The following is a 25,565-nucleotide window of genomic DNA, read 5'->3' as shown; positions in this document are numbered from 1 at the left end:
GGACCCTATGTGCCATAAAACAGCAAGATCAGAGATGAAGGAAAGAATGGATCATCGTCAGTTTGAGAAGATCCGTGGCGTTTTCGATCGGTCCGGCATTGCCCTAACCCTGTCCGACATTGTACAGCCCGATCAGCCGCTGGTTCTCACCAATCCTAAATTTCTCGAAATGACTGGCTACGCCGAGAGCGACGTCGTCGGACGGAACTGCCGGTTTCTGCAGCATGCCGGCGACAACGCCGAACAACGGGCAGAGATCCGCGAGGCGATGGCCAGCGGCAAGGAGGTGCAGGTGGTGCTGCGCAACTTCCGGCAGGACGGCGGCGAATTTTCCAACCTGCTTTTCCTGCATCCGATAGGGTCGGGTCCGGGGCCTTCGCACTATCTCGGCTCGCAATTCGTGCTGCGCCCGTCGATGCAGACCGAGGCGGCCTCGCAGCGGCATGTCCATGCGCTGCTGCAGGACCTGTCCCGGATCGGCGCGCAGACCGAGAGGCTGGCGATGGACCATCGGCGTCATCTCGCGGATGCCGCCGCTGCTCTGGTGCGGGCCTGGGGTGGCGGACGGCGCTGACCGCGCGGCGCACCCTCGGCGGAGAGGCCGGGAGCGGAAGCTGCCGCAGCCTTGGTCGGGTGCGAGGCAAGACCGCCTGCCGCCGAAGCCCTCGTCACATCCGCCTCCATCCGTCGCATATCCTTCGCATTCACTGCGCGCCAACGCCCCGACCTGTGTGGGGTTCCCGACAAAACGCAAAAACGGACCCGCAATTGCTGCGGGTCCGCCTGTTCTCTCAGAGACGTGTTCAGCCTTCGTAGGTCGGCAGACCTTCGAGCTGCTCCTTGGTCATCGGGACGTAGACACGCAGGTCGTCGCCACCGTCTTCCTGCAGGATCTGCATCTGGTCGAGCGTCAGCGACACCGGCTTGGCGCCGATCCCGAGGAAGCCGCCCACATCGACGATCGCATTGGTGATCTGACCCTCAGCCGACAACACCAGCTCGCTCACGTTGCCGATCGAAGCGTCGGTCGAGTCGTAGACCGTGGCGTCCTGCAGGTTTTCCGCCGTCAGGGTCGCGGTGTCATAGGCAACGTAGCCCTCGCGGGTCATCGAGTCGGTGGTCATGGCACCATCGGTCGCCATCGCGCCATCGGTGGCCATCGCACCGTCGGTCGCCATCGCGCCTTCGGTCGGGGTCGCGACAGTGCCGGCCGGCGCGGTCGCGGTGCCTTCCGCCGGCATGGCGGCCGGGTTGGCATATTCCGGAGCGGCTTCCAGATCGGTCTGCGAGGCGTTCATTACGAGGAAGAAGTCGTCCATGTCCTCGGCGGTCGCGTCGTCGGCAACGAAGCGGATCGCGCTCATGTCCACGGCGACCTGACGCTCGCCCATGCCGAGGAAGCCGCCGATGTCGACGAGAACGGCCTCGGCCGCGCCTTCGCGGGTCAGGATCACGTCATTGACTTCGCCGATGTCTTCCCAGCCCTCCTGCACGCCCTGATAGGCGTCGGCATCGACTTCGGCTTCCGACGAATAAAGACGCATGCCGATGAAATCCGAAGCACGGATCTCCATCGGGTCGGCGTCCGAGCGGAACAGCACGGTGTCGGTCGGCGCGGCGGTGGTGGCTTCCGCCGGAGCGGTCGTGGCGGGGGCGGCAGTGTCTTGAGCGGAGGCAACAAAAGCCGAAGCCGCGAGAATGGCAGTCGAAAGCATAAGGGATTTCATAAGGATACTCCTTGAAAGCAAAATTGGCGGGCTGTCTTCCCACTCGGCAACACAACGGCGGGGCGAGGGCCCGGGTTCCCGAGGATCGGTCATTTCCGCGACGACAGGGCCCGGACCCAGCGCAACCGGCTCGAGAAAAATTCTGTGCAACATCCCGGAACCGCAGGGCTTCCGCCATGTTTCCGATGCACCGTGATTAACCACGACAAACTTCGGAATACCCAAGACAAGAGGTCCCCAATGCCCGCTGCCGACACCCCCGACCTCTCGGATACGTTCACCGTCCTGCTGGCGGGAGGTCAGGGCTCCCGTCTGCACGAACTGACCGCCCGGGAATGCAAGCCTGCCCTGCCCTTCGCCGGCAACCGCCGGATCGTCGATTTCACCATGGCCAACGCCCTGCGCTCGGGTCTGACGCAGATGATCGTCGCCACGCAGTATCGCCCCGAGACGCTGGCCCAGCACCTGACCTCGCGCTGGTCGCCGTCCTTCGCCAAGCTCGACATCCGCGAAGGCTGCGCCGTCACCGGCACGCGCGAAGGTTATACCGGCACCGCTGCCGCCGTGACCGCGAACCTGGCCGAGATCGAGGCGAGCGGCGCGCGCCATGTCGTCGTGCTTGCGGGCGACCATGTCTATGAAATGGACTACGCGGCCATGGTCGCCGCGCATCGCGCCAGCGGCGCCGAGGTGACGGTGGCGGTGGATACCGCCGATGCGGCGCAGGCCCAGTCCTTCGGTGTGGTGATGTCGGACGAGGCGGGGATGATCCGCACCTTCGTCGAGAAGCCCAAGCATGTGCCGGCCAATCCGCTCCTGCCGGGGAAGGTGCTGGTCAGCATGGGCATCTATGTCTTCTCGACCGCCTGGCTCGCCCAGACGCTGCGCGAGGACGCGGCGACCTCCTCCTCGCATGATTTCGGCCATGACATCCTGCCTCGCGCCGTGGCGCAGGGCGTGGCCTTCGCCTATCGCGCCCCGGCGCAGGCGGGGGCAGCCGCCCTTTACTGGCGCGACGTGGGCACGCTCGATGCCTATCGCAGCGCCCAGCTCGAGTTCTTCCGCGCCGATCCGCCCTGCGCCCTGCCCGAGCGGCGGATGCCCTCGGAGGCCGAGTTGACAGCTGCCAACGGCGACCTGATCCAGTTCGCCTATCAGATGCAGGCCGGCGGCCTGTCGCTGCGCGCCCCGCGCTGGAACGCGGGCGAGGCCGGGCGCTGGACCGTGCTCGACGAGACCGTGGTCATGCCCGGCGCGCGGCTCGCCCCCGGCGTGCGGCTGACCAAGGCCATCGTCGCTCCCGGCACCACCGTTCCGAGCGGGCTCGTCGTGGGCGAAGACCCCGAAGAGGATGCGCTCTGGTTCCGCCGCACCGAAGGCGGCACGACCCTCATCACCACCGCAATGCTGGCCCGGCGCGGCGCCGACCGCCGCAAGCCGGTGTTCTCCCCCAATCTCAACGCATTCCTAGGACGTTCAGCATGAACAAACACGCGACACCTGACCTTGCTTTCGACATAGCGTCAGGTCACCCGAACCGTCTGGGTGCCGATTTCGACGGTGAGGGCACGAACTTCGCGCTGTTCTCCGACAATGCCACTGCGGTCGAGCTCTGCCTCTTCGACGAATCCGGCAAGGAAGAAACCCACCGGCTGGAAATGCCCGCCATGGAAGGCGGCATCTGGCATGGCTACCTGCCGGGCATCCGCCCCGGTCAGGCCTATGGTTACCGCGTTCACGGCGCCTTCGCGCCCGAGGAAGGCCACCGCTTCAACCCGGCCAAGCTGCTGCTCGACCCCTATGCGCGCGAGTTGCGCGGGCAGCTCGAGTGGAATGACTCGCTCTTCGGCTACCCGATGGGCGAGGAGGACACCGTAAAGGACGAGCGTGACTCCGCCGCCTTCATGCCCAAGGCCGTGGTCGTCGATCCGGCCTTCGACTGGGAGGCCGACAAGGCGCTGCGGCATCGCTGGGAAGACACGGTGATCTACGAGGCGCATGTGCGCGGCATGACCATGCGGCACCAGGATGTGCCCGAGGCGGACCGCGGCACCTTCAAGGGCCTCGCCTCGAAGCCGGTCATCAACCACCTGAAGTCGATCGGCGTCACCGCCATCGAACTGCTGCCGGTGCATGGCTTCGTCAACGACCAGCACCTGACCGACAAGGGCCTGTCGAACTACTGGGGCTACAACACGCTCTGCTTCTTCGCGCCGCACCGCCCCTATCTGAAGTCGGGCGCGATGCGCGAGGTGAAAGAGGCGATCAAGCGCTTCCACGACGCCGGCATCGAGGTGATCCTCGACGTGGTCTACAACCACACCGCCGAGGGCAACGAGAAGGGCCCGACGCTCAGCTTCCGCGGCATCGACAACGCCAGCTACTACCTGCTTTCGCCGGAGGAGCCGCGGCACAGCTTCGACACCACCGGCACCGGCAACACGCTGAACATGGCGCATCCGATGGTGCTGCGCATGGTGCTGGACAGCCTGCGCTACTGGGTCGAGGTGATGCATGTCGACGGCTTCCGCTTCGACCTCGCCTCCACCCTTGGCCGCGAGCCGCATGGGTTCGAGCGCGAGGGCGCCTTCTTCGGCGCGATCCGGCAGGACCCGGTGCTGTCCACGGTCAAGCTGATCGCCGAGCCTTGGGACATCGGCGACGGCGGCTACCAGGTCGGCGGCTTCCCCTGGCCGTTCCGCGAGTGGAACGACAAGGCCCGCGACGACCTGCGCGCCTTCTGGCGCCGCGACCCGGGACTGCTGTCGGAAACCTCGCAGCGCCTGCTCGGCTCGCCGGTGCAGTTCAGCCACTCGCGCCGCCCGGCAACCAGCTCGGTCAACTTCCTTGCCGCGCATGACGGCTTCACCCTGTGGGACACCGTGTCCTACAACGACAAGCACAATGATGCGAATGGCGAGGGCGGCGCCGACGGGCACGACCACAACCTCTCGCACAATCTGGGCGCCGAGGGCGAGACCGAGGACGAAGGCATCCTCAGCGCCCGCCTGCGCCGGGTCAAGGGCATGCTCGCAACGCTCTTCCTCAGCCAGGGCGTGCCGATGATCCTTGCCGGTGACGAGTTCGGCCAGACCCAGGGCGGCAACAACAACGTCTATTGCCAGGACAACGAAATTGCCTGGCTCGACTGGGACCGCGCCAATCCCGAGCTGATGCGCGCCGTGGCCGACCTCGTGGCCTTCCGCAAGGCCGACGGCGGCCTGTCGCGCCCGCGCTTCGCCACCGGTCCCGACACGCCGCACGAGGCGACGCCGATCGCCACATGGCACCACCCCGCAGGCCGCGAGATGGAGCCGGGCGACTGGGAGGATCAGGGGCTGGGGATCTTCGCCATGCGGATGCAGCTGCCCGAGGCACGCGACATCCTCGTGCTGTTCAACACCGGCGACGACGGCGCCTTCGCCCTGCCCGAGGGCAACTGGACGCGCAAGATCGACACCGCGCGCGACAGCATCGCCTGCAACGAGCCCGCCGAGGGCGAGGTTCCGGCAGGCTGGCAGTCGGTGCAGGTCTTCGTCGCGGGCTGATCAGTCCCGCATCGCCGCAAGACGGGCGTGCGCCGAGATCTGGCGCACGTCCAGCAGAATGTCCCGCAGAAAGACGTTCTCCGACAGGTTGATCCGCAACAGCAGCCGCTCGCTCAGGGGCGGCTCGAACAGCGTGTCGCGGATCAACCGCTCCTCTTCCCGCGTCAGCCGCATCACCTCGGGGCCCGCCTCGGACTGGACCGAGACATAGGTCAGCGGAGGGATACGGGCGAGGGTCGACTGCTCGATCACCAGATGCAGCCGCCCCTCGGTCATGCCGCGCTTGGCCGCGATCCGCGTCAACAGCGAGACCGCCCGCACCTGCAGATGGTCGAGCCCCCGCTCGGCCTCGGCCCGGTCGATCAGCCCGGCACGGCGCTCCTTGGGGATGCGGAACAGCAGGCTCTCCATCCCGTAGATCACCAGCACCATGATCAGCGGCGCCTGCGCGATGGCCAGCGCATGTTGCTGCCAGATCAGCACGGCCAGCACGAATGGCAGAAGCGACAGCAGGTAGCGCAGGATCTGCGTCTCGAACACCAGCCGCCAGATCATCCGCAGCGGCAGTCCGCGGCGCGGAAACAGGGTGACGCGTCCGAAGATCCGGCGCGGAACCTGACGCATCTCCAGCGCGCTGCGGTTCCAGACCGTCGCAGGGCTCACGATGAACATGCCCACCTCACCAACAGACCAAGCGCCATCAGACAGGGGACGCGCCTGCCACGCAAGCGCGGTGCCATACCCTGTGGCAGATGGCGCGCGAAGCCCGCACGAAAATCCCCGCTCACGCGAATGTTGGGCGGTCGCCGGGCAATTGCCGCTTTTCTTTGCCGCCCCTGCGGTTAGTTCGGGTACAAATCAATGCGACGGAATGCGCGGGCGGCGTCGTTCCAGTAAAAACCGAAAGCTGCGGAGGCTGAATGACGCTGGCAAAACAGACGCTGCTGACACTTGCGGTGGCGGCCATCGTAGTGGTGCTCTGGGTGCTCTTCGTGCCCTCGGCGCAACCCTGGCTTGCCCGCGCGGGTCTGCTGGAGCCCCTGGCCCGGATCGGCATCGTCTCGCCCGCCACCGAGGCCGATGCAGAGCAGCCGCCGCAGCGCGGTGGCGGTGGTGGCGGCGGCCCCGTGCGGGTGATGGCCGAGGAACCGGCGCCGCGGCTGATGAACGACATCGTGACGGCGATCGGCACGGCACAGGCGGTGCGCTCCGTGGTGCTGACGCCCGAGGTGACCGGCAAGGTGATGCGGCTGCATGTCCAGCCCGGTGACGAGGTGCGCGCGGGCGATCCGATCGTCGAGCTCGACAGCGAGGCCGCGACCATCGCCGTCGATCGCGCCGAACTGGTGCGCAGCAATGCCGAGGCCACGGTCAACCGGCTGGAGCGGCTGAACAGCACCGGCGCCGCCACCGACATCCAGCGGCAGGACGCGCAGCTCGCGTTCCGCACCGCAGAGCTGGAATTGCGGCAGGCCGAGTTCGAGCTGTCGCAGCACCGCATCACCGCCCCCGTCTCCGGCTCGGTCGGCATCCTTGCCGTCGAGGAGGGCGATCAGGTCGGCCCGGGCGACGAGATCACCCAGATCGACGACCGCTCCAGCGTCATCGTGAACTTCCGCGTGCCAGAGCGGGTCGTGGGCAGCCTGCGGCTCGGCTCGCCGGTCCGCGCCACGCCGCTTGCCGCCAACGGCACCGAGGTCGAGGGCACGATCAGCGCCATCGACAACCGCGTGGACGAGACCAGCCGCAGCCTGCGGGTGCAGGCGGCGATCCCCAATGCCGAGGACCGGCTGCGTTCGGGCATGGCCTTCTCGATCACCCTGCAGCTCGAGGGCGAGAGCTATCCGGCGGTCGATCCCCTGGCGGTGCAATGGGGTTCGGACGGCGCCTTCGTCTGGATCTCGCGCGGCGGCAAGGCGAGCCAGCTGCCGGTGCGCATCCTGCAGAGGAACAGCGATGCCGTGCTGGTCCGGGCCGAGTTCGAGCCCGGCGACATGGTGGTGGTCGAGGGGGTGCAGGCGCTCCGGCCCGGCTCCGAGGTCGAGCCCGTCACCCGCAGCGCCGCGCCCGAGGGCGATCCGGCCAACCCAAAGACCTGAGGCCGCCATGTCAGATCACGCTCCCGACGAACGCGCGCTCGCCAATTCCAACACCGCGCTCTTCGTGCGCCGCCCGATCCTCGCCTTCGTGCTGAACGCGCTGATCGTGATGGCAGGCCTCGCCGCCCTCTTCGGCGCCGAGGTGCGCGAACTGCCCGACGTAGACCGCCCCGTCGTCACGATCAACACCGATTTCGACGGCGCCTCGCCCGAGACCATCGATCAGGAGATCACCGACGAGATCGAGGGCGCGGCGGGCCGGGTGGCGGGGGTGAAATCCATCTCCTCCTCCTCGCGCTTCGGCTCCAGCCGGGTAACGGTGGAGTTCAACGACGATGTCGATATCGACGTCGCCGCCACCGACATGCGCGACGCCATCGCCCGCATCACCGGGCGCCTGCCGGAAGACGCCGAAGACCCGCGCATCGTCAAGGCTGACGCCAATGCATCGGCGGTGATGCGGATCTCGGTCACCTCCCCCACCCGCTCGCCGCAGGATCTGACCCAGCTGGTCGAGGATCTGGTGGAGAACCGCCTGCTTTCCGCCCCCGGCGTGGCCGATCTGCAGATCTACGGCGACCGCACCCCGATCTTCCGGGTCGATGTCGACCAGATGCAGCTGGCCAGCCGCGGCCTGACGCTGGCCGACCTGCGCGAGACGCTGCGCAACGTTTCCTTCGATGCCCCGGCCGGTGCGCTCAGCTCGGACCGCAACAGCATCGTGGTGCGCACCACCGCCGCCATCTCCACCCCCGCCGAGTTCGAGGCGCTGGAGGTGACCCCCGACGTCAGGCTCGGCGATGTCGCTGCGGTCTCGATGGGGCCGGACACCGGCGCCTCGGTGCTGCGCGCCAATGGCGAGACCGGCATCGGCATGGGCATCATCCGGCAGGCGCAGAGCAACACGCTCGACATCTCTGCCGAGGTGACGCGGATCGTGGCCGAGGTGCAGGAGGTGCTGCCCGAGGATGTGAGCATCTTCGTCAGCTCCGACGACGCCACCTTCATCAACGGCGCCATCCACGAGGTCGAGATCGCGCTGATCCTGTCGGTGCTGATCGTGACCTTCATCATCTACATCTTCCTGCGCGACATCCGCGCCACGCTGATCCCTGCCATCGCCATGCCGGTGGCGCTGATCGGCACGCTGGCGGCACTCTGGCTGGTGGGCTTCTCGATCAACATCCTGACGCTGCTGGCGCTGGTGCTGGCGACGGGGATGGTGGTGGACGATGCCATCGTGGTGCTGGAAAACATCGTGCGCCGCCGTTCCGAGGGCATGGGCGCCCGGGCCGCGGCGGTGCTCGGCACCCAGCAGGTGTTCTTCGCCGTCATCGCCACCACCACCACGCTCGCCGCCGTCTTCATCCCGCTGTCCTTCCTCCCCGGCCAGACCGGCGGGCTGTTCCGCGAGTTCGGCTTCACCCTCGCCATTGCCGTCCTGCTCTCCTCCGTCACCGCCCTCACCCTCTGCCCGGTGCTCGCCAGCCGCATGCTGCGCGGCGTCGAGGCCGGTCACGAAGAGACCGGGCCGATGCTGCGGCTCGGCACGCTGCTGTCGAATTTCTACGCCCGCACGCTCCGCTGGGCGCTGAACGCACCGATGGTGGTGATTGCCATAGCCCTGGGCTTCGCGCTTACCGCCGGCATGCTCTTCACCACACTACGCCAGGAGGTGACACCCTCCGAGGACCGCTCGCTGGTGCTGCTCAGCATCCAGGCGCCGCAGGGCGTGGCGCTCGACTATACCGACGCCAAGATGCGCGAGATCGAGGATCTGCTGCAGCCGCTGCGCGACAGCGGCGAGGTGGTCAGCGTCTTTGCCAATGCCGGTCAGGGGGGCAACGACAACCGCGGCTTCATGGTAATCGGTCTGGCCGACTGGGCCGAGCGCGACCGCAGCCAGCAGGAGATCGCCGCCGAGATCACCGCCTCGCTGCGCAACGTCATCGGCCTGCGCGCCTTCGCCATTCAGCCGAACTCGCTGGGCATCCGCGGCGCCGGCAACGGGCTCAGCTTCGCCATCGTCGGCGACAGCTATGCCACGCTGGGCGACAGCGCCCGCGCGCTGGTCGAACGGATGGAGCAGAACCCGGCCTTCGGGCAGGTGCGTCTGGGCTATGACACCACGCAGCCGCAGCTCTTCATCGAGGTCGATCGCGCCCGCGCCTCCGACCTCGGCATCGACATCGACGGTCTGGGCGAGGCGCTGCAGGCCGTGCTCGACGGCAGCACCGTCGGCACCGTCTTCCTCGACGACGACAGCTACGACATCAAGATGATCTCCGCCACCGACCCGGTGAACGATCCCGGCGATCTGGAGCGGATCTTCGTGCAGGGCGGCCCCGATGCCGAGGGCGAGCGGCAGATGGTGCCGATCTCGAGCTTCGTGCGGCTGACCGAACGCGCCGTGGCGCCCGAGCTCAGCCGCGAGCGGCAGATGCGCTCGGTGCCGATCAGCGCCAGCCTGACGCCCGAACTCTCGCTCGGCGCCGCGCTCACCGAGGTCGAAGCATTGGCCGCCGAGATCCTGCCCACCGACAGCCGCATCCTGCCGATGGCCGAGGCGGCGACGCTGGGCGAGACCTCCTCCGGCCTGTTCCTGACCTTCGGCTTCGCCATCGTCATCGTGCTTCTGGTGCTGGCGGCGCAGTTCGAGAGCTTCGTCTCGGCCGTGATCGTCATGGCCACCGTGCCCCTGGGCCTCGCCTGCGCAATCTTCGCGCTGGTGCTCACGGGGGGCAGCCTCAACGTCTACAGCCAGATCGGGTTGGTGCTGCTGGTGGGGATCATGGCCAAGAACGGCATCCTCATCGTCGAATTCGCCAACCAGCTGCGCGACGAGGGTGCCTCGGTGCGGCAGGCGATCGAGGATGCCTCGGTGATCCGGCTGCGCCCGGTGATGATGACGATGATCGCCACGGTGCTGGGCGGCCTGCCGCTTGTCTTCGCCTTCGGAGCTGGCGCCGAGGCGCGCGAGGTGCTGGGCTGGATCATCGTCGGGGGGCTGGGCCTTGCCACGGTGGCGACGCTCTACCTCACGCCGGTGGCCTATCTGCTGCTCGCGGGGCTTTCGAAACCCAAGGCCGAGGAACAGGCCCGGCTCATCCGCGAGATCCAGGCCGCCACCGCCCCGCCTCCCGCCGAATAGCTTGATTTCCCCCACGGCCCCGACTACTCCTCGCCCCGCCGGAAGTGTGGCCGAGTGGTTTAAGGCTCTGGTCTTGAAAACCAGCGTGGGGGAGACTCCACCGTGGGTTCGAATCCCACCGCTTCCGCCAACACGCGTAAACCGATATTTCCTCGCAAAAACAACTAATTGCAAGAACCTCGAGTCAGCCTATTGGAACGTTATTGGAACGTTATTGGACACAATACCGGGCGCAGCAGGTGGTCCCGCCTGGAGTTTACAACGTTAGCCAGCGGCACAGATGAGTCTTCGCATCCGCCCAACATCCCGTAGGTTGGGCGGTATCTTGGTCCCGTGGAATCATCAACGTCGGCAGGTCAGAAGCATGGGTGTAGATCAGTGGGTTTCTCTTGGTGACTCTGGGAGCGCACTCCTGGGTGTGATTATAGGTGCTCTGTTTACGACTCATCAGGCGCGCATCGCGATGGTGTCTGAACGCAGTCGATACGCACGGGAGAAGTTGTGGGACAAGCGTGATGTGTCGTACGGGCGGCTGTTAAGCCTCCTACTAGAGTGCAGACGCCTCGCTAGTCGCGCCGCATTCCTGATCGGTACGGACGAGAAGCAAGACGTCATGGATCGCGCCTACGCCGCGCTGATGTCCTTACGTTCGGAAGCGTCCGTTTTCTATATACATGCTTCGGAGGGCTTCAATACTCGCTTCGAACGAATGATCACGGACATATTGGCGCTAGAAGCGGAGATCAATGATACTGAATATTACAAGCGGCAAAGAGCTATCCTTGACGTGGGGCTTGCGGACCTGAAGAAGATAGCGCGCAATGACCTTGCGTCTTATGAAGACCGGACGCGGTTGGGCTTTTTTCATCGGTTAAGCAACACGTCAAGGCGTTAACAACAGGTGCTCGCCGTCTGACACATAGTTCCCGCGCGCCAACGCCATCATTGACGAAGGTCAGCTATGCGGGCGAAGCGGACGTTCTCAAAAAAGAGGGATGAAATGGGTCTTCTTAAGCGACGGTTGCGTCCAGTTTACCAAATCTGGGCCTTGTACCGGATACGGCACCTTTTCGAATTGGCGAGAAAACAGAAACCGTGATATTAGCGTAAACTAACGGACGGAACGGAGTTCTATGATGGCAATTGACCGGTCCATTTGGCAGAGACACGTCGACGAAAATTTCAGCAACTCCTATCCATGCCCGCGTTGCACCAAGGGGCGGGTTCAGCGTGGAAATAACCAAGTTGTTCTAGTTGAACCACATCATTCAAAACGAGAACATGGGAGAGATGATTGGGACCCTGACTGGATCAGAATGTCATTCACGACCATGTTGATCTGCGACCAAGAAAGTTGTGGTGAAGTTGTTGCGGTCAGCGGTCGCGCAGGTGCTGAACACTATTGTCAGTACGGATACGATGGAGAACCGGAGGACAGTGGATACGCGACATGGTTGCAGCCAACCAGCATGTTCCCTGCTCCTCCGCTTTTTCCAATAGCCAAAAATTTACCTCAGAAGGTCAAGGACGAACTGAAGTTGGCATTCCAACTTTTTTGGACAGATCGTTCGGCATCAACATCAAGACTACGCACAAGTCTTGAGCGTGTCCTTGACGATCAAGGTGTTGCGACGAGCGAACCAGACAAAAGCGGAAAACTGCGGCGCCTCACACTCTTCGAACGGATAGATCGTTTTGAAAATGCGTCACAAGATGTAGACACAGCCGAGTCGATGACTGCAATGCGCATTGTTGGAAATCTCGGAACACACGGCGACGACGTTGTTGAAGGTGATTACCTCGATTTGTTGGATGTCTACGAAGACGCGCTTGCAGAGATATACGACCAGAAAACGGCCAAGCTCAAAGCCAAGAAAGCGGCACTTATTGCGCTGAAGAAGTAAGGTTAAACTCCGTTAGCTTGGATGGGTCGCGACAAGCACGGTATAATGTCAGTCATCGCAGGATTTGGTCAAACGTTGGGCGGCCGCCCCGAAGTTCGGAGCCGTTCGCCGCGCCCGCAATATTGGAGGTGGGTCTGCAGTCCGCTAAGGGCTCATAGCCGTCATGGGTATCTCGTGTCAGGTGGCGAATACTAGCGTCAATCTGCACAGCCCGCAGGCTGTTGCTCCTCATCATGAAGGACGCCGTAGTCCCAACGCTACCGGTCTTTCCCGTTACCTTAAACAACGCCTTCAAACCGTTTACATAGTCATCGCTCCGATCAAGATTGATCTCATAGTTCGGAAAAGCTTGAACAATTCCTCAGTTGACATTCCCGTGCACGCCGGCTGCCAATCCGCATGGACCGGCACTTGGCACTGGCACTGGCACTGCGAGGCAGCTAGGTATCACGCACCAAAAGCCCAGTTTCATTTAGGCCTAACTTAATCGGCGAACCAGACTCTGTAGGCGTGATACGATAAAAGACGCGGGCTTATAGGGAGCGCCACCCAAGGACGGTGGGCACGGTCATCGCGATGATCTTCAAATCGAGTAAGAGCGTTCTCGTCTCTGCGTAAAGATGATCAAGTGCTTCACGATCCCGCAAATGTTCGCTGCGAGATAATTGCCAAAGGCCGGTCAGACCCGGCCTTATATTAGCAGCGCCGTACCAGTGGGATGTATCGCTGTTCTCTCCGATAGCTCTCGGAGCAGGACCGACGATAGACATATCTCCGACGATTACATTATATAGTTGTGGAAGCTCATCAATAGAAAGCGACCTCATGAGTGCGCCGAAACTGCTTACCCTCGGGTCATTCCTCAAACTAAAATCTGCGCCGGAAGCGTCTGGATGATCTGCGAGATAACGCTCCAAAACTTCACCGGCATCTGATCTTAATGTTCGCAGTTTGTACAAATAGAAGACCCGATTATTCTTGCCTAAACGGGCGTGCTTCTGGAGGACCGGACCACCATCACTAATCCAAATTAAGAACGCTGCGACCAAAAGTAATGGCAACAAAAGCATGCCACTTGAAATTGCTATATATAAATCCAGTGCACGCTTTAAGGCGTCTGGATAATGACTGGGCGGCTCGACGAGAGGCTGGGCGTACTGGGATACCTCAGGTTTACGGCTTTTGTTTGCCTCGTAAGCTTTGACTCCCTCTGAGGTGATTTCAATTTCGACTTCGTTGCTCGACAGCAGATGTATTTGATCCAGAAGCCGGTTCCGAAGGTACTCCCCGCCAACGATGGTGATGACCGTGATAAGGGCGGGCGGCAAGATTGCGACGAGGGAAGGCTCCCAACTGTTTAGCCAGATCAACAATATCGCCAGGAAGGCACCGGATAAACCGGCGATCAAAAATATCACGAGGCGCACCGCAAAGCCGAAAACAAAGCCGTCCCCAAAGTCCGGACGCTTATACCTTCTGCGATATTTAATTGGCTCCTTGCCGGTCGCCTTAAAGGTGAGATTGATCACAGCATCACTCATGATGGGGTCTCCTATATTGCGATCTCAACCTTCTGATGAGGATGGCAATCTGGAAGATTGTCACGAAGACAAACGCAGTTAACATGCTAATGGCGCCGAACCAGTTGAAGACCCACGATATCACCAGCGAAGGTTGCTCATCATGCAGAGGCAGTACACTTCCGACGTACTCGCTAGCGTACGCTATGACCCGGAAGAAGGCGTAGAGAACCAGCGTTGCCAGCCCCATGGAAATCTCCGACTCGATGAAGTGCCATACGGGGCCATCTCGCAAAGCTTGGCCTGCAGGCTGCGCGCGCTCCCGTAGACCGGATTCACCTGCTCCCGCTTGGACTTCACTACCATCAGAAATCATCGAACCCTCACCAAGCTGACGTCTGATGTACGGTAGGTTTGTGGCATGATGTTGTCTACAAGTACGTAGTTGCTACGGGTCACGGTAATGAAGGCTGGCAAGCCTCGTGCGGTGCGGATGCGGGCCTCGTCGTAGCCGGGGCAAGAGGCAAGTCAGTCACGGGACGGCGGATGTGGTGGTCTTATGGTGCACTGCCCTACGCCGTCCCGGAGGCCTCTAACGATGACATATTTCGTATAGGTACCAAGAACTTGAGTAACTCCGCACAAGCCGTAGGGCGAGATCTATAGCTGTCGCCAGCACTCCCTACCGCAGGTCCAGTGGCCACACTCGTCACCGTTCGGCTTCGCTGGTGGATCGGCATTGGCTTCCCTATCGTTCGTGAACTGCTCCCGAGGTCTCCGTGGCAAATTTTCACCTGATGCGACAGTCAACGATCCGCCAAGCGTCAGCATCTATGGCGAACGTCACACATAAGGGACCCCAAGGGGTCGACAACGTAGCCTGACCCCCGGAGCCTGCTCAACTCAGGAGGTCAGCACTCGCGCCTCACCTTGTCCACGAGAATTGCGTTGCTCTTAAAGAACCTTCGCCCTCAGCAGTTCGCGGCCGACTGCCGCATACACATGCGATCACCGTTGCGCCATGACGCGGTGTCGACGGCGCTGTTTCCCTTCCGGAATCGCGTCCGTGTCCTTCAGAAACTTGCAACTGTAAACGACTGGGCGTAGGCCATACCCTGTCAAGGAGAAGGCTCTATCGAAGAGCGATCATCGACATCCATAGAAGGCGATAGAGTGTAATTATGCCAATAGCGGAAGACGAGCAAATCAAGACGATGCTTGCTGATGGCGGCATAACCGCAATTACTATCGATACAAGCATATTCGACCAGAAGCGCCTCCAACTGAATTCGGCCACAATGCAGTCGCTGTCGGCGCTAAAGGGAAAGCAATTTAACTTTGTGCTGTCCGCGACAGTCGCACAGGAAGTCCTGTCCCATCTTGAAAGGTCTGCGAATGAAGTTATGGCAGCAGCGAAAAGGGGAATAGGAAGGGCCATTTTTGCTTTTGAGACAGTCACGCCGAAACGCGATGAATTACTTGAGCTGATTTCCGGCGGTAAAACGGCAATTCAGGCATCACATGATCGCTGGGAGAAATACATTCACGACACAGGATGCGAGGTTCTAGCTGATACGGATCTAGTGGATACTCGTACTCTTTTTAATGCCTATTTCTCGGGAGAGCCACCGTTTGGGTCGGGGCGAAAAAAAGATGAGTTTCCGGATGCACTTGCTCTAAATGCACTCGAACGCACTGCTGCAGAAAGAGACACAAGCTTCTTAGTCGTTTCGAGCGATGGAGACTGGAAGGCCTATTGCGAAAGATCGCAGAGGTTATTCATCGTTCCTGAAATAGAACGTGCGCTCAATCTTATTACCAACGCCCCGTTGGGACTTAGGAAGGCCATAGTGGCGTGGCTCTCTGCGGACGGTGACGGGCAAAGAGAAGTCCGCGAACAAGTAGGGCGTAGCGTAGAGCGCATAGAGTTTGCGGCAAATGCTCATCCGACTCATGGCGAGGTCGAGCTATCCACTTGGGCGGGTGAACTACAAGACATCAAATGGCCAAATCCGATTGACATCGACATAATTGAGAACATTGATTCTGATACACCTAAACAACTTCGTCTCGTTATTAGCCTTAACCTCGTTCTTGTCGTCCGCGTGACGGTCGAAATGAGTTTTGCAGTCTGGGATAGCTTTGACAAAGAGTCTGTTGGTATGGGGGGGCGCTCAGTTGAAGTGGATGAAGAACTTTACGAACGGGCCACAATTACTCTGATTGTATCCGACCTCGGGAGTGATGATGAGAATATTGAATTATTGGAGTGCGAGCTTGAGTCCCGATTTCGCGAGATCGATTTAGGGGAAGTTGATGTCTTTGAGCCAGAGGATTACTGGGACGGAGGAGATGAGAATTGAAGCTTCTGGTGGTTAAAGATAGCGTAGATTGGTCGGTCGGCTCATACCGGTTTAGGCAACGTGGGGCAACGTTACTTTTTGCCGTTCTGATCACCTGCATAGGGACGCCTTCCAGCGCATATACGAGTGTTGAGGCTGCGCGGCGCACGTATCGTGCTATACCATTCTCTGAATTCTATGCAGACGTCGCGCAGCGAAAAGAAATGGCTCAAGGCGTTTTTGAGTATTGGGAAGACTTCAGCGGGCGATTGCCTAGGTTGTCACCCGCCGAATTGTCCTGGTTGACTGGCGAGCTGGATGCAGCAGATATGGCGCGGATGGGACGCGCATACGAGACGCGAGAGTTCCACTTCTGGAAACTTGCGAACCTCTCCGATCAATGTGTGCTCGCTGCGAAAACTCTGCTATTGGCTTTCAACGCGCCCGATCAAAACGACACGGAAATGTTCCATTGGACCAAGGTTGCAAGCTGCTATCATCAAAGCGATGGGGCAATTTTCGGACATTTAAAGGCTGCTGGTATGGACGATCTCGCAGACGACAAAGATGGATACATCCTTGACCATTTAATTCTGTCGAACATCCTGAACGTCACTATCCCATCCGCGATGGTCGATATAATGGGATGGAAAATGGAAGCCGACTAGCTTGTATAGAGCCCGTCAATCTCGTAAGCTGCCTGCAATCGTAACAGTCGTTTCGTCTAGGTGGCATTGCTATCCGATTGCCGACATGAGTGCCATCTAATGGCTAGATATCCGAACAAGAAAGAGTGGCAATGTGCGTAGTCTCGTCCGGCGGGAGTCTGAGGTTGTAATCGGATACCCTCTACGACTTGCGCCGATGTCACCGGACGCCGAGGTGGTTTTGAGGAAGCGCACCTTGACCAACTTGTACAACGCGCGACCACCGTGGCTGGCCAAGGCGCACGAGACATTGGACGAGGCTGTGGCTGAGGCATCCGGGTGGGGCGATGATTGGCGGGCTAATTTGATGACTGACGACGAAATTCCGTCCCGGTTGTTCGCCCTCAATCAGGCGCGGTCGATGGTAGGGCCTGCTACGCAGGCGTTGGAGAGCTAAGGCGTTGACGGCTCGACTGGGTCGTAAAAAGGCAAGCAAATATCGTCCGGAAATTTGAAAAAATTCTGGGCGACCGTGATTCACTTTTACGGAAAATGCTCCGGAGCAACATTGTTGAAGTTGCACAGCGACCGAGGCGCAGTGACTACAGGCGGGACCGGGCGGGGAGTGGTACCCCGTCTAAGGTACCATAAGTCGTTGATATTAAACGATAGTTTCCGCTCACGCGGTCTGCCCCAAATCGTCAAGTCGCCATGGCGACGTGAAACCGCATCGCAGTTGAGCGAGGCAGGCCAAGACATCTTGATGTATTGCCGCGCCTACATGCCCCAGCGAGCAAGTGCGGCATCGGCGGCTTGGCGTGTCAGTTGCTTTCTTGCGCGCGCGTTAGCGCGCCTGCTACTGCGACGTGACTGACCTTGAACCCAAACTCCGCTTCGATCAGTGCCGCGATGGCACGGAGGCTCGCACCTTCGCCCTTGAGCACGACCATCCGCGCGATGGCGTCCTGCTCCGCCTGTACGGCTTCCAGATAGGCCCCACGGCCTGCTCCGACCTTGCGGTATCCGAAGGGTGCAGAGCCACCGATGTGCCCGCCCTTGGCCTTCTTTGCCGCCCTGCCTTCACGTACACGGGTCCGGATCAGTTCACGTTCGAACTCAGCCGTCATCGAGAGGATTCCGAACAGGAGTCGGGCGGTGCCGTTCTCTGTGACCGGCTTGTCACCGAACTCTGTAATCACGAGAAGTATATCGCGTGCTTTCCAATCCTGAGATGTCACCAGAGCGTCAGAGGCGGAGCGGAAGAGGCGGTCTATTTTCGAAGCGATTACAGTATCGTTTGGCTGCAGCATGTCGCAAAGTTTGCGCCCCTCAGGCCGGTCTGCAAGCGCTATGCTGCCCGATATGCCTGCGTCCGTGAATGTCACGGGTTCCTCGGCGCTGTACATCATTGCCGCGCCTTTCGCCTTGCGGAGTTGTTCATCCAGCGAGGTGCCGTCGATCTGGTCCGTGGTCGAGACGCGAGTGTAGATGTAGACGGCCATGACGTGCTCCCTGTTAGCTATCTATGTATGATGAGGCTTACAGGATTCGTAAAGGCCTTATACGGGCTTTACGAAAAAGACCGGAAACTAAATGTGTTGACAGCGGACGGGATCACGAGGTGGATACATGACGAATCGTTCTTGTTTCGTTCCATTCGCTCTCAAGCGTACCGAACCGTTCTGGCGCGGCAAGTAGGTCGGACATACGTGATGTGATATCATTACATTATTACCTCACCTTAAAGACCGAAAGCACCACCACCATGTCTGAAGTACACAGCCTCGCGCTAAAGATCGACGCCAGCGCCGCGAAGGCTGGCGCTGCTCAATTCGCAGCAGCCGTCTTGGCTATCAAGAAAGCCGTCGCCGATCTCGACCGAGAAACCGACGGGACGTTTACGAAGCTGAAAGACAAGTCAGCTAACCTCCGGCTGACGCCGGTCATCGACAAATCGGGTCTCAACACCCTTGCCGAGTACGAGCGGGCAACCGCTAAGGTCACCGCAAGTGCCGCACGACAAGCGAGCGACGCCGCCAAACTGACCCGGCTCCAGCTCAGTGTAGCGCAGGCGCTGCGTACGTCGTCGCGCGAGGCAACCTATCTCGGCACGAGGCTGGATGCCGTGGGCAACACGTCGGGTATCCAGAAACTGAGCGCGGAGCTTACTAGGCTTAAATCCGGACTGGCTGGAGTGGAGACAGGCCTTGATGTCCGGGTCGGTCGATCTGGATTCGCTGACGAGGTTGCGGGTCTGCGTCAGCAGACAGAGATTCAGGAAAAGGCGGCTCGTACCACGCGGAACGCTGCCGTCGAAGCTGACCGGCTCAGAGCGGCGTACATTCCCTTGTATGCGGAGAGCCAGCGTTACGCTGTCGCCCTGGGTGAGATCACAAGGGCGGAGGAGCGTGGCATCCTCACGTCTCAGCAGGCCACTGCGGCTCGGGAGAATGCAGCACGGGGGCTGGTCACCACCAACACCGCTCTTGCCACTGGTGGAGCGAACCTGAGCCGCTACGGGCAGGCTGCGACGAATGCCAGCTTCCAAGTCCAAGACTTCGCCGTCCAGATCGCTGGTGGGGGGTCGGCTACCACGGCCTTCGCCCAGCAGCTCCCACAACTGCTGGGGGCATTTGGTTTCGCCGGTAAGCTTGCGCTGTATGGTTCGCTCGCCGGTACCGCCGTCGCCGTCACTGCCGCCATCCTGCCAGCTCTGATGAAGGCATCCGGCGGGGCAGAGGCGCTCAAGAAATCGGTCGAAGGCCTGACGGGTTCGCTCAGCTCTTACGAGTCCAGCCTCGACCGCGCCAAGACGCGCAGTGCTGATTTGGTGGCGCAGTTTGGAGCGCAGGCGGGCGAGGCTCGGAACCTCTACAACGTGCTTGCAGGCCTTGAGCGTCTCGACGCCATGCGAACGTTGAGCAGCGCCGCATCGACGGTGACCGGCAATCTCTCCGGTCTAACATCACAGCTCGCCGTTATCCGCCAGATGCAGAATACCGCTGGTGGTGAGATGGTGGTGGCTCAGCACCTGACAGAGTTGAAGCGTGACTTTGGTATGACCCAAGCCGAAGCTCACCAGACGAAACTGGCGCTCGACCAGCTTGGAGCTGCGCGTGGGCCAGAGCAGTTCGCGGCAGCGTTGATCGAAGTTAACCGGACCCTGATCGCCGTGCGAGACAAGGCTGGCGCGATTCCATCGGGGCTGTATGACGCGGCAAAGGCATCGGGCGAGGCCGCTGTCGCCGCCTTGCAGCTCGCTGGGCCGTTGGAAGCATCGCAGCAGGCGGCGGCAGCGCTAGCTACTACCAACATGGCAGGGGGCATTGCCGATGCTTCGGCGGAGGCACAGTACCTTGCGGGCTGGCTGGGTATCAGCGCAGGCCTTGCCGCATCTATCGCCAAGCAATCGGCTTGGACGCCTCAGGCGAAGCCAAGGCTTGGCTTTGGTAGCTCGGGAGCGCCGGACGCGGGAGTGGGGACCGGGCGGACGCTAGAGTTTGGTGGCGAGTCATCCTACGGCTTGCCAGAATGGAAAGAACCTCCGAAACCGCGCGGTGGTGGTGGTGGGAGTAAAAAAGAGACTCCAGCGGAAGAGCTGCGTAACAAGCTGACGGAGGCGTTGGCCTCGACGAAAGTGCAAAACGACGCGCTGGGCTACCTGCAATCCGGGCTGTACGGCACAGAAGAGGCGGCTCGCCTGTATGCGGAAGCCATGGCAGTCGGTGGCGGAAAGGTCGGCGAAGCCAACATGACAGTGCTGGCTCAGATCGACGCGCTGGGCTTGCAAGCTGCGGCACTGGAAAAGGCCGCTAACGATCCGCTGAAGGAATTCCTTGCCACGGTTCCGGGGTGGGTCGAAGGCTCGCGCGCGATTGAAATGGCGCTCGTGGAAGGAGTCCAGGGTTCCTTGGAGTCTCTGTTCTCCGGCGATGGTATGGACGCCAAAGGGCTGGCGGACAAATTGCGCTCGCAGATTGCGTCGGTGCTTGCACAGCAAACGATCAAGCTCGGTGCCGATGCGCTGGGCATCAAGGGTTCGGTGTTTGGCGGCGGGTCAAAGGAAGCGGCTGCGATTCAGTCCGCTGGTATGGCGGCGTCAGCATCGATGCAGACCGGTATCGTCACCGGGGGTATGCAGGCGGCACAGATGATGCAGGCGGCTCTCTCTGGCGCGACGCTGGGCAGCTTGCCCGCCGCTGGCGGTGCAGCGGGGGCGGGTGCAGGCGGCGGCTTTCTGGGCTCGCTTGTAGGGCTTGTATCGGGGTTCTTCTCCGAAGGTGGTTACAGCGACGGCAAGCCGATGTCATCGGGGCTGGTATCTCCGGCAGCGTTCCGCAATGCACCGCACTTCGCACAGGGTACGCCGAACACCTCCGGCATCCCTGCGGTACTCCACCCGAACGAGGCAGTCATCCCGCTCAGCAAAGGCCGCAAGATTCCGGTCGAACTGGGCGGGGCTGACCAAGGTGGAGGCAGCTTGGCGGTTTCGGTCAGCATGCAGAACACCATCAACGTTACAGCGGATGCCGGTGACGGCGAGGCGGTGTCTGCTTCGATCATCAAGACTATAGACGCCACGTTTGAAGGTAAGATTCGGGAAACGGTCGCGCGTGAAATGGAGTATGGGGGCCTTCTGCGCCCACGCGGTTACTGATCCACCCAGCGCCCCCGAAATGGCCCCTTCGGGGGCCTTTTTCATGACGTAATAAAATTGCGCGGTGCAATCATACAGTGCAACTTTATTTCGAGTTGCATTGTCGATCCTCGGCAGGCACTTCCGCCCCATTCTGACGACCGGACCCGAATACACGACTTATTTAGTCGCGTATTCGGGTCCGGTACGCGGTTGCCGTGCAACATTTGGCGGGCGGGGCGCAACTTCTCGACCGTGGAATGCAACCGCTTGAAGCGTGGATGCAACTCCGCCGATGGTGCGGCGGAAAGCCGCAGCGCGCTGGGCACCGGCGGTTTGGGGCGACCTTGGGGCGACCTTGGGGCGACCTTGGGGCGACCCTTTGGGGCGACCTAATCGTCAACAAAATAAGGCTTGGGGCGACTGGGGCGACCTAAGTATAAAATAATATAGATACCTTTCTAATAAGCCTGTCTCACCCGATGCTCGCCCCCACGCAGGGGAGGCTCTGGCGCGCTATTGCTCTGGGCCACAACTTTAGGTCGCCCCAGTCGCCCCAGTCGCCCCAAGCCAACAAAACAAGGGGAATTTCTGGGGCGACCTGTGGGGTGGAGGTCGCCCCACGGGTCGCCCCAACCCACCACGCTGACGCACCCAGCCCACCACGGTGCTGACGCACCCAGCCCACCACGGTGCTGACGCACCCCTCTACAAATGGAAAAGGGGCGCTAACGCACCCCTCATCCCACTCGCCGTCTCAGCTACCTTTTAGATACCGACGACATCTCTCTTAATCCGCAGGTTCTTGACGTTCCGCCCGTCCGCGACGCCTACCCGCCCGAACACCGCAGGCATCTTGGAGTGGGGGTAGCCCTTTGCCGGTTTGTCGAGTGCACCAGCCTCCTTCAACACTTTGCAGAGTTCTTCGCGCTTGATAAAGTCGATCCCCAGCGCCGCAGGGTTATCCAGTTGCTGCCAGTCCAGATAGATGTACTCATCGTCATACCAGCCGATGGGGCGTCCCTGCGACTCGCTGTTGTCCGTCCCCTCGCCGATGATGCGCCGGTCCATGTTGCCGTTGAGGAACGATGCGACCTTGTCGAGCAGGTTGTCACTGCTGGTCGCCCCAGCTTCCTCCGATCCTGAGAATGCCACCCAGCATTTCTTGACCGCCGCGCGAACGGCTTCGACGTCGGTCAAGATACCGGCGTCACAGGCCAGTTCTCCGCCGCGCTGGGCGAGGGCAAACACCCGCGCCGCCCGGAGCATCGCCGAGTTGCTGGCGCTGGTCAGAGATACGGCGATGGCGTCGATCTCGCGCTGAAGGCGCGCCGGATCAATGGCGGACTTGAGCAGGTATTCCACGTAGATTGGCCCCGCATGCCCGTAGTTGACTTTCACAGACTCCAACTTTGCGATGACGCTCGCGTCCACCGTCTCTCCGCTTGTCACATCGACATCGCAGAAGCGCGCGCTCGTCCCGGCGCGGTAGCGACCACCAGCGTCCTTGATCTCGTTCCGAAGACCATTCTCGCTCGAAAAGACCACGAAGGTTTTAAAGTCGCAACCAGCACTCAAACCAATGTTGCGACCGGACTTGCGAGCCTTGGAGCGTCCCTGCGCAATCTGGAACAGGAGCGCTTCAAGGGCTTTCTTGTCGCTCATGGCCCCGATCTCATCCATCATGAGAACAGTTTCATTCCCCCGCAACGACAAGTCTTCCATGGCGTTCGGCGTCGTGTTCGATCCGAACAAAAGACCGTGGCCTGCCTGCGGTGATGCCCAGACCGACGCCCCCAGAGTCTGCGACAGCGTCTTGCCCTTGCTGGTGCGTCCCGACAGCGTGATGCCACATGGTGAGACACCCAAGATGCCCATCAGCGGACCAGCGAAGCCCGCACAGAGGCTCAGCAGGAAGTGGGGGTTCGTGTCCGCCTGTTTGGTGGCGGCTAACGCCGCTACCTGCCAGCCCGCCAGTGTACCCCGCGCCTTCACGACTTCGACCTGTGTGCCCTCGTACAGGCGCACAGGTGGCACGTTGCGGCCCCCGGTGAGGTGCAGACCCGTCGGCGTCATAAAGCTCGTGATGTCTCCGTTCTCATCCCGAATGAAACCGGCGGACGGGACCGTGGCGATGAAGCGCTTGGGCGTGATGCTCTGCAGCAATTCGGCAACGCGCCCTGCCTGCTGCCTTCCGCCGCTAGCGAGCTTGAGGCCCCGGTTTGCCAACATGGTCAGGATCGCGTTGGGGTCTCCATAAATCGCGGCGCGGCTGAGCGTCAATTCAACCCGTTTTTCGTTCTCGTTGACGAAGGAGATGATGCGGCCTGCAGTTTCAGTCCCGTCGGCGTTAGCCGAACGGCCGACCACATCGAACACGCCACAGATTGGCTCCCAGTCATCTCCTTCCTTGATGGTGAAAAACCCGTACTTTGTTTTATAGTTCGGACGGAGCCAATCCCTTTCCGGTTCGAATTCGCTGTCGGCTTTTACTCCGGGTGTCGCCACGGTTGATGCCCCGGTTGCAACCACCGGCGCATCATCTTCCGTCATGTAATCGGAGTCTTCGGGTGGCAGCATGAAGTCATCGTTGTAAAGCAATTCCTCAGGGAACCACCCCTGCCGCAATGCCGCCTCCAAGTATGCGAGGCTCTTGCGTCCGGCGCAGGCGTCGTGCCGACACGAGATGACCCAGACGTCATATGCACCATCCTCGCAATTGATGGCCATGCATCCGTTGCCACCCGGCTTCGAGTGCTCATCCTCGAAGGGACATTCGATATCGATCTTGCCTGATCCATGCTGCCGGACACGATCAGGGCAAACTGCTTCGATCAGGTCAGCAATCAAGAACCGCTGCTTGTACTCCGCGTGCCACTCGTTGAGGGACTTCCCAGAAGGCGTAAAGTACTCCGGCGAGACTTCAATCCCGCACCCCGCTCCAGCCATTTCGTACGGGTTTTGAGCCATACGCGTTGACAGGTATTGCGCCTTCTTCATCGGAACAACGTCGCTGAATTTCAGTGGATCACCCTGAACGATTGCACAGTAATAATCCTCGGCATCTTTCGGACGACGACCCGTGTAGAACAAGCGAGAGGGGTCTGAACAAGAACTGTCGAAATGGATACCAAGCATGTTCTGGGCCAGACCCGTAATCGAATCCTCCCAAACAGCCAGAGCCGCTTCATGGGTCTGGGCAAGCGAGACGATATTAACAGGTTCCGCCAGCGGAAAAATAAGGCGGAACTTTTCGAGCGGTGGCGTGTCCAGCTCGATTACCACACCATCTTTTACCTGCTTCTTGCCATTCTTAATGGTGATCCGCGAGATAAAATCGTCATCATAACGGTTCTTATCATGGAGCATCAAATACGTCTTGATCTCGATCAACGTCGGATCAGAAGTGATCTTCAATTTGCGGAGTACGTCATCCCTTTTAAGCTGCAGTCCGCGCTTACCGTGGTTGAATGAAGTATAGATAAGCGTGAAGATATTAAGCTTCTCCAGATTTTCAATAACATCATCAAGACGCGCACCAGAGTCAATGTCCAGCCCCATTGCGAACATGTTTTCCATGGCTTTGGCCTTGCGAGCCTTGCCAATGGACGATCCAAGTACGACGCAGGAGCCTTCCTTCTGCTTGCCTACCGGCAGACGGGAGAAGCCCCAAGCCGGGGTATTCTTGTCGCCCTCGCCACCGACGATCCATGACGTCCACGGCATTTCGATGGGATTCCATCCCTCGTCCTGCGTGTTGCGCCGGTCACGTGCGCCCCACAATTCGCCGATCAGCAGCGACGCAGTCTTGTTCAGCAGCTCCGCCATGGCAGGCGTCTCGTTGCCGTAGAGAACGGCATCGAAAATCTTGGCTGGCTTGTCACCTTCCTTTGGTGTCGTCTCAACTTCTGCGGACTGCGCCGGTGTCGATTCCTCGATTACCTCAAAGTCGAAGTTAGTATTATCAGTCATTTCGGGCGATCCTATCGGT

General features: G+C 60.8%; 15 protein-coding genes and 1 tRNA gene. 11 read left to right on the top strand and 5 right to left on the bottom strand.

Translation table 11 applies throughout. From position 1 onward, the window contains the following. The first annotated feature begins 34 nt into the window (after window positions 1-34). Complete coding sequence (locus tag AC3A5Z_RS18800; protein WP_487520842.1) at window positions 35-574, top strand: PAS domain-containing protein; 540 nt, start codon at window positions 35-37, stop codon at window positions 572-574. A gap of 229 nt (window positions 575-803) precedes the next feature. On the opposite strand, the gene AC3A5Z_RS18795 is transcribed toward AC3A5Z_RS18800, so the two are convergent. Beyond that, on the bottom strand, window positions 804-1,727 hold the full coding sequence (locus AC3A5Z_RS18795) for a PRC-barrel domain-containing protein (protein ID WP_487520841.1): 924 nt from the start codon (window positions 1,725-1,727) through the stop codon (window positions 804-806). Between the two features lie 240 nt (window positions 1,728-1,967). On the opposite strand from AC3A5Z_RS18795, the gene AC3A5Z_RS18790 reads away from it, so the two are divergent. Both AC3A5Z_RS18790 and glgX read left to right on the top strand, forming a co-directional pair. Next, window positions 1,968-3,212, top strand: coding sequence for a sugar phosphate nucleotidyltransferase (locus tag AC3A5Z_RS18790; RefSeq protein WP_487520840.1), 1,245 nt, complete (start codon window positions 1,968-1,970; stop codon window positions 3,210-3,212). After that, a complete protein-coding gene (glgX, locus tag AC3A5Z_RS18785; RefSeq protein WP_487520839.1) occupies window positions 3,209-5,275 on the top strand; it encodes a glycogen debranching protein GlgX in 2,067 nt (688 codons plus the stop codon). The genes AC3A5Z_RS18790 and glgX overlap by 4 nt, the downstream gene beginning before the upstream one ends. Here glgX and AC3A5Z_RS18780 read toward each other — a convergent pair whose 3' ends face one another. Beyond that, entirely contained in the window at window positions 5,276-5,947 is a 672-nt protein-coding gene (locus tag AC3A5Z_RS18780; RefSeq protein ID WP_487520838.1) for a hypothetical protein, read from the bottom strand. 248 nt (window positions 5,948-6,195) lie between these two features. Here AC3A5Z_RS18780 and AC3A5Z_RS18775 point away from each other — a divergent pair, with 248 nt between their 5' ends. The 5 genes from AC3A5Z_RS18775 to AC3A5Z_RS18755 all read left to right on the top strand — a co-directional run bounded on the left by AC3A5Z_RS18775 (window position 6,196) and on the right by AC3A5Z_RS18755 (window position 12,429). Next, window positions 6,196-7,374 (top strand): efflux RND transporter periplasmic adaptor subunit, encoded by a 1,179-nt coding sequence (locus AC3A5Z_RS18775; protein WP_487520837.1) that lies wholly within the window; start codon window positions 6,196-6,198, stop codon window positions 7,372-7,374. 7 nt (window positions 7,375-7,381) lie between these two features. Next, on the top strand, window positions 7,382-10,525 hold the full coding sequence (locus tag AC3A5Z_RS18770; protein WP_487520836.1) for an efflux RND transporter permease subunit: 3,144 nt from the start codon (window positions 7,382-7,384) through the stop codon (window positions 10,523-10,525). Between the two features lie 40 nt (window positions 10,526-10,565). Then, a tRNA-Ser gene (locus AC3A5Z_RS18765) sits at window positions 10,566-10,655 on the top strand. Window positions 10,656-10,889: 234 nt separating this feature from the next. After that, window positions 10,890-11,420, top strand: coding sequence for a hypothetical protein (locus tag AC3A5Z_RS18760; protein WP_487520835.1), 531 nt, complete (start codon window positions 10,890-10,892; stop codon window positions 11,418-11,420). Window positions 11,421-11,658: 238 nt separating this feature from the next. Continuing rightward, on the top strand, window positions 11,659-12,429 hold the full coding sequence (locus tag AC3A5Z_RS18755; RefSeq protein WP_487520834.1) for a DUF4145 domain-containing protein: 771 nt from the start codon (window positions 11,659-11,661) through the stop codon (window positions 12,427-12,429). A gap of 533 nt (window positions 12,430-12,962) precedes the next feature. On the opposite strand, the gene AC3A5Z_RS18750 is transcribed toward AC3A5Z_RS18755, so the two are convergent. Beyond that, a complete protein-coding gene (locus tag AC3A5Z_RS18750) occupies window positions 12,963-13,970 on the bottom strand; it encodes a sugar transferase (RefSeq protein WP_487520833.1) in 1,008 nt (335 codons plus the stop codon). A 1,160-nt stretch (window positions 13,971-15,130) separates the two neighbouring features. On the opposite strand from AC3A5Z_RS18750, the gene AC3A5Z_RS18745 reads away from it, so the two are divergent. Together AC3A5Z_RS18745 and AC3A5Z_RS18740 are read left to right on the top strand one after the other, a co-directional pair. Then, window positions 15,131-16,312 (top strand): PIN domain-containing protein, encoded by a 1,182-nt coding sequence (locus AC3A5Z_RS18745; protein WP_487520832.1) that lies wholly within the window; start codon window positions 15,131-15,133, stop codon window positions 16,310-16,312. Next, on the top strand, window positions 16,309-16,959 hold the full coding sequence (locus AC3A5Z_RS18740) for a hypothetical protein (RefSeq protein WP_487520831.1): 651 nt from the start codon (window positions 16,309-16,311) through the stop codon (window positions 16,957-16,959). The genes AC3A5Z_RS18745 and AC3A5Z_RS18740 overlap by 4 nt, the downstream gene beginning before the upstream one ends. An 800-nt stretch (window positions 16,960-17,759) precedes the next feature. On the opposite strand, the gene AC3A5Z_RS18735 is transcribed toward AC3A5Z_RS18740, so the two are convergent. Then, window positions 17,760-18,440, bottom strand: a complete 681-nt coding sequence (locus tag AC3A5Z_RS18735; protein WP_487520830.1) for a recombinase family protein — start codon at window positions 18,438-18,440, stop codon at window positions 17,760-17,762. Between the two features lie 212 nt (window positions 18,441-18,652). On the opposite strand from AC3A5Z_RS18735, the gene AC3A5Z_RS18730 reads away from it, so the two are divergent. After that, window positions 18,653-21,595 carry a hypothetical protein gene (locus tag AC3A5Z_RS18730; RefSeq protein ID WP_487520829.1) on the top strand — a complete coding sequence of 981 codons (2,943 nt, stop codon included), beginning with the start codon at window positions 18,653-18,655 and terminating at the stop codon, window positions 21,593-21,595. A gap of 747 nt (window positions 21,596-22,342) precedes the next feature. Here the strand turns inward: AC3A5Z_RS18730 and AC3A5Z_RS18725 are convergent. Beyond that, entirely contained in the window at window positions 22,343-25,546 is a 3,204-nt protein-coding gene (locus AC3A5Z_RS18725) for a DUF927 domain-containing protein (RefSeq protein WP_487520828.1), read from the bottom strand. Window positions 25,547-25,565 lie beyond the last annotated feature (19 nt).

The organism is Cereibacter sp. Soil_C_27 (assembly GCF_057657095.1).
Note: the sequence above shows the minus strand (reverse complement) of the source record. Positions and strands in the feature narration are given on the sequence as shown.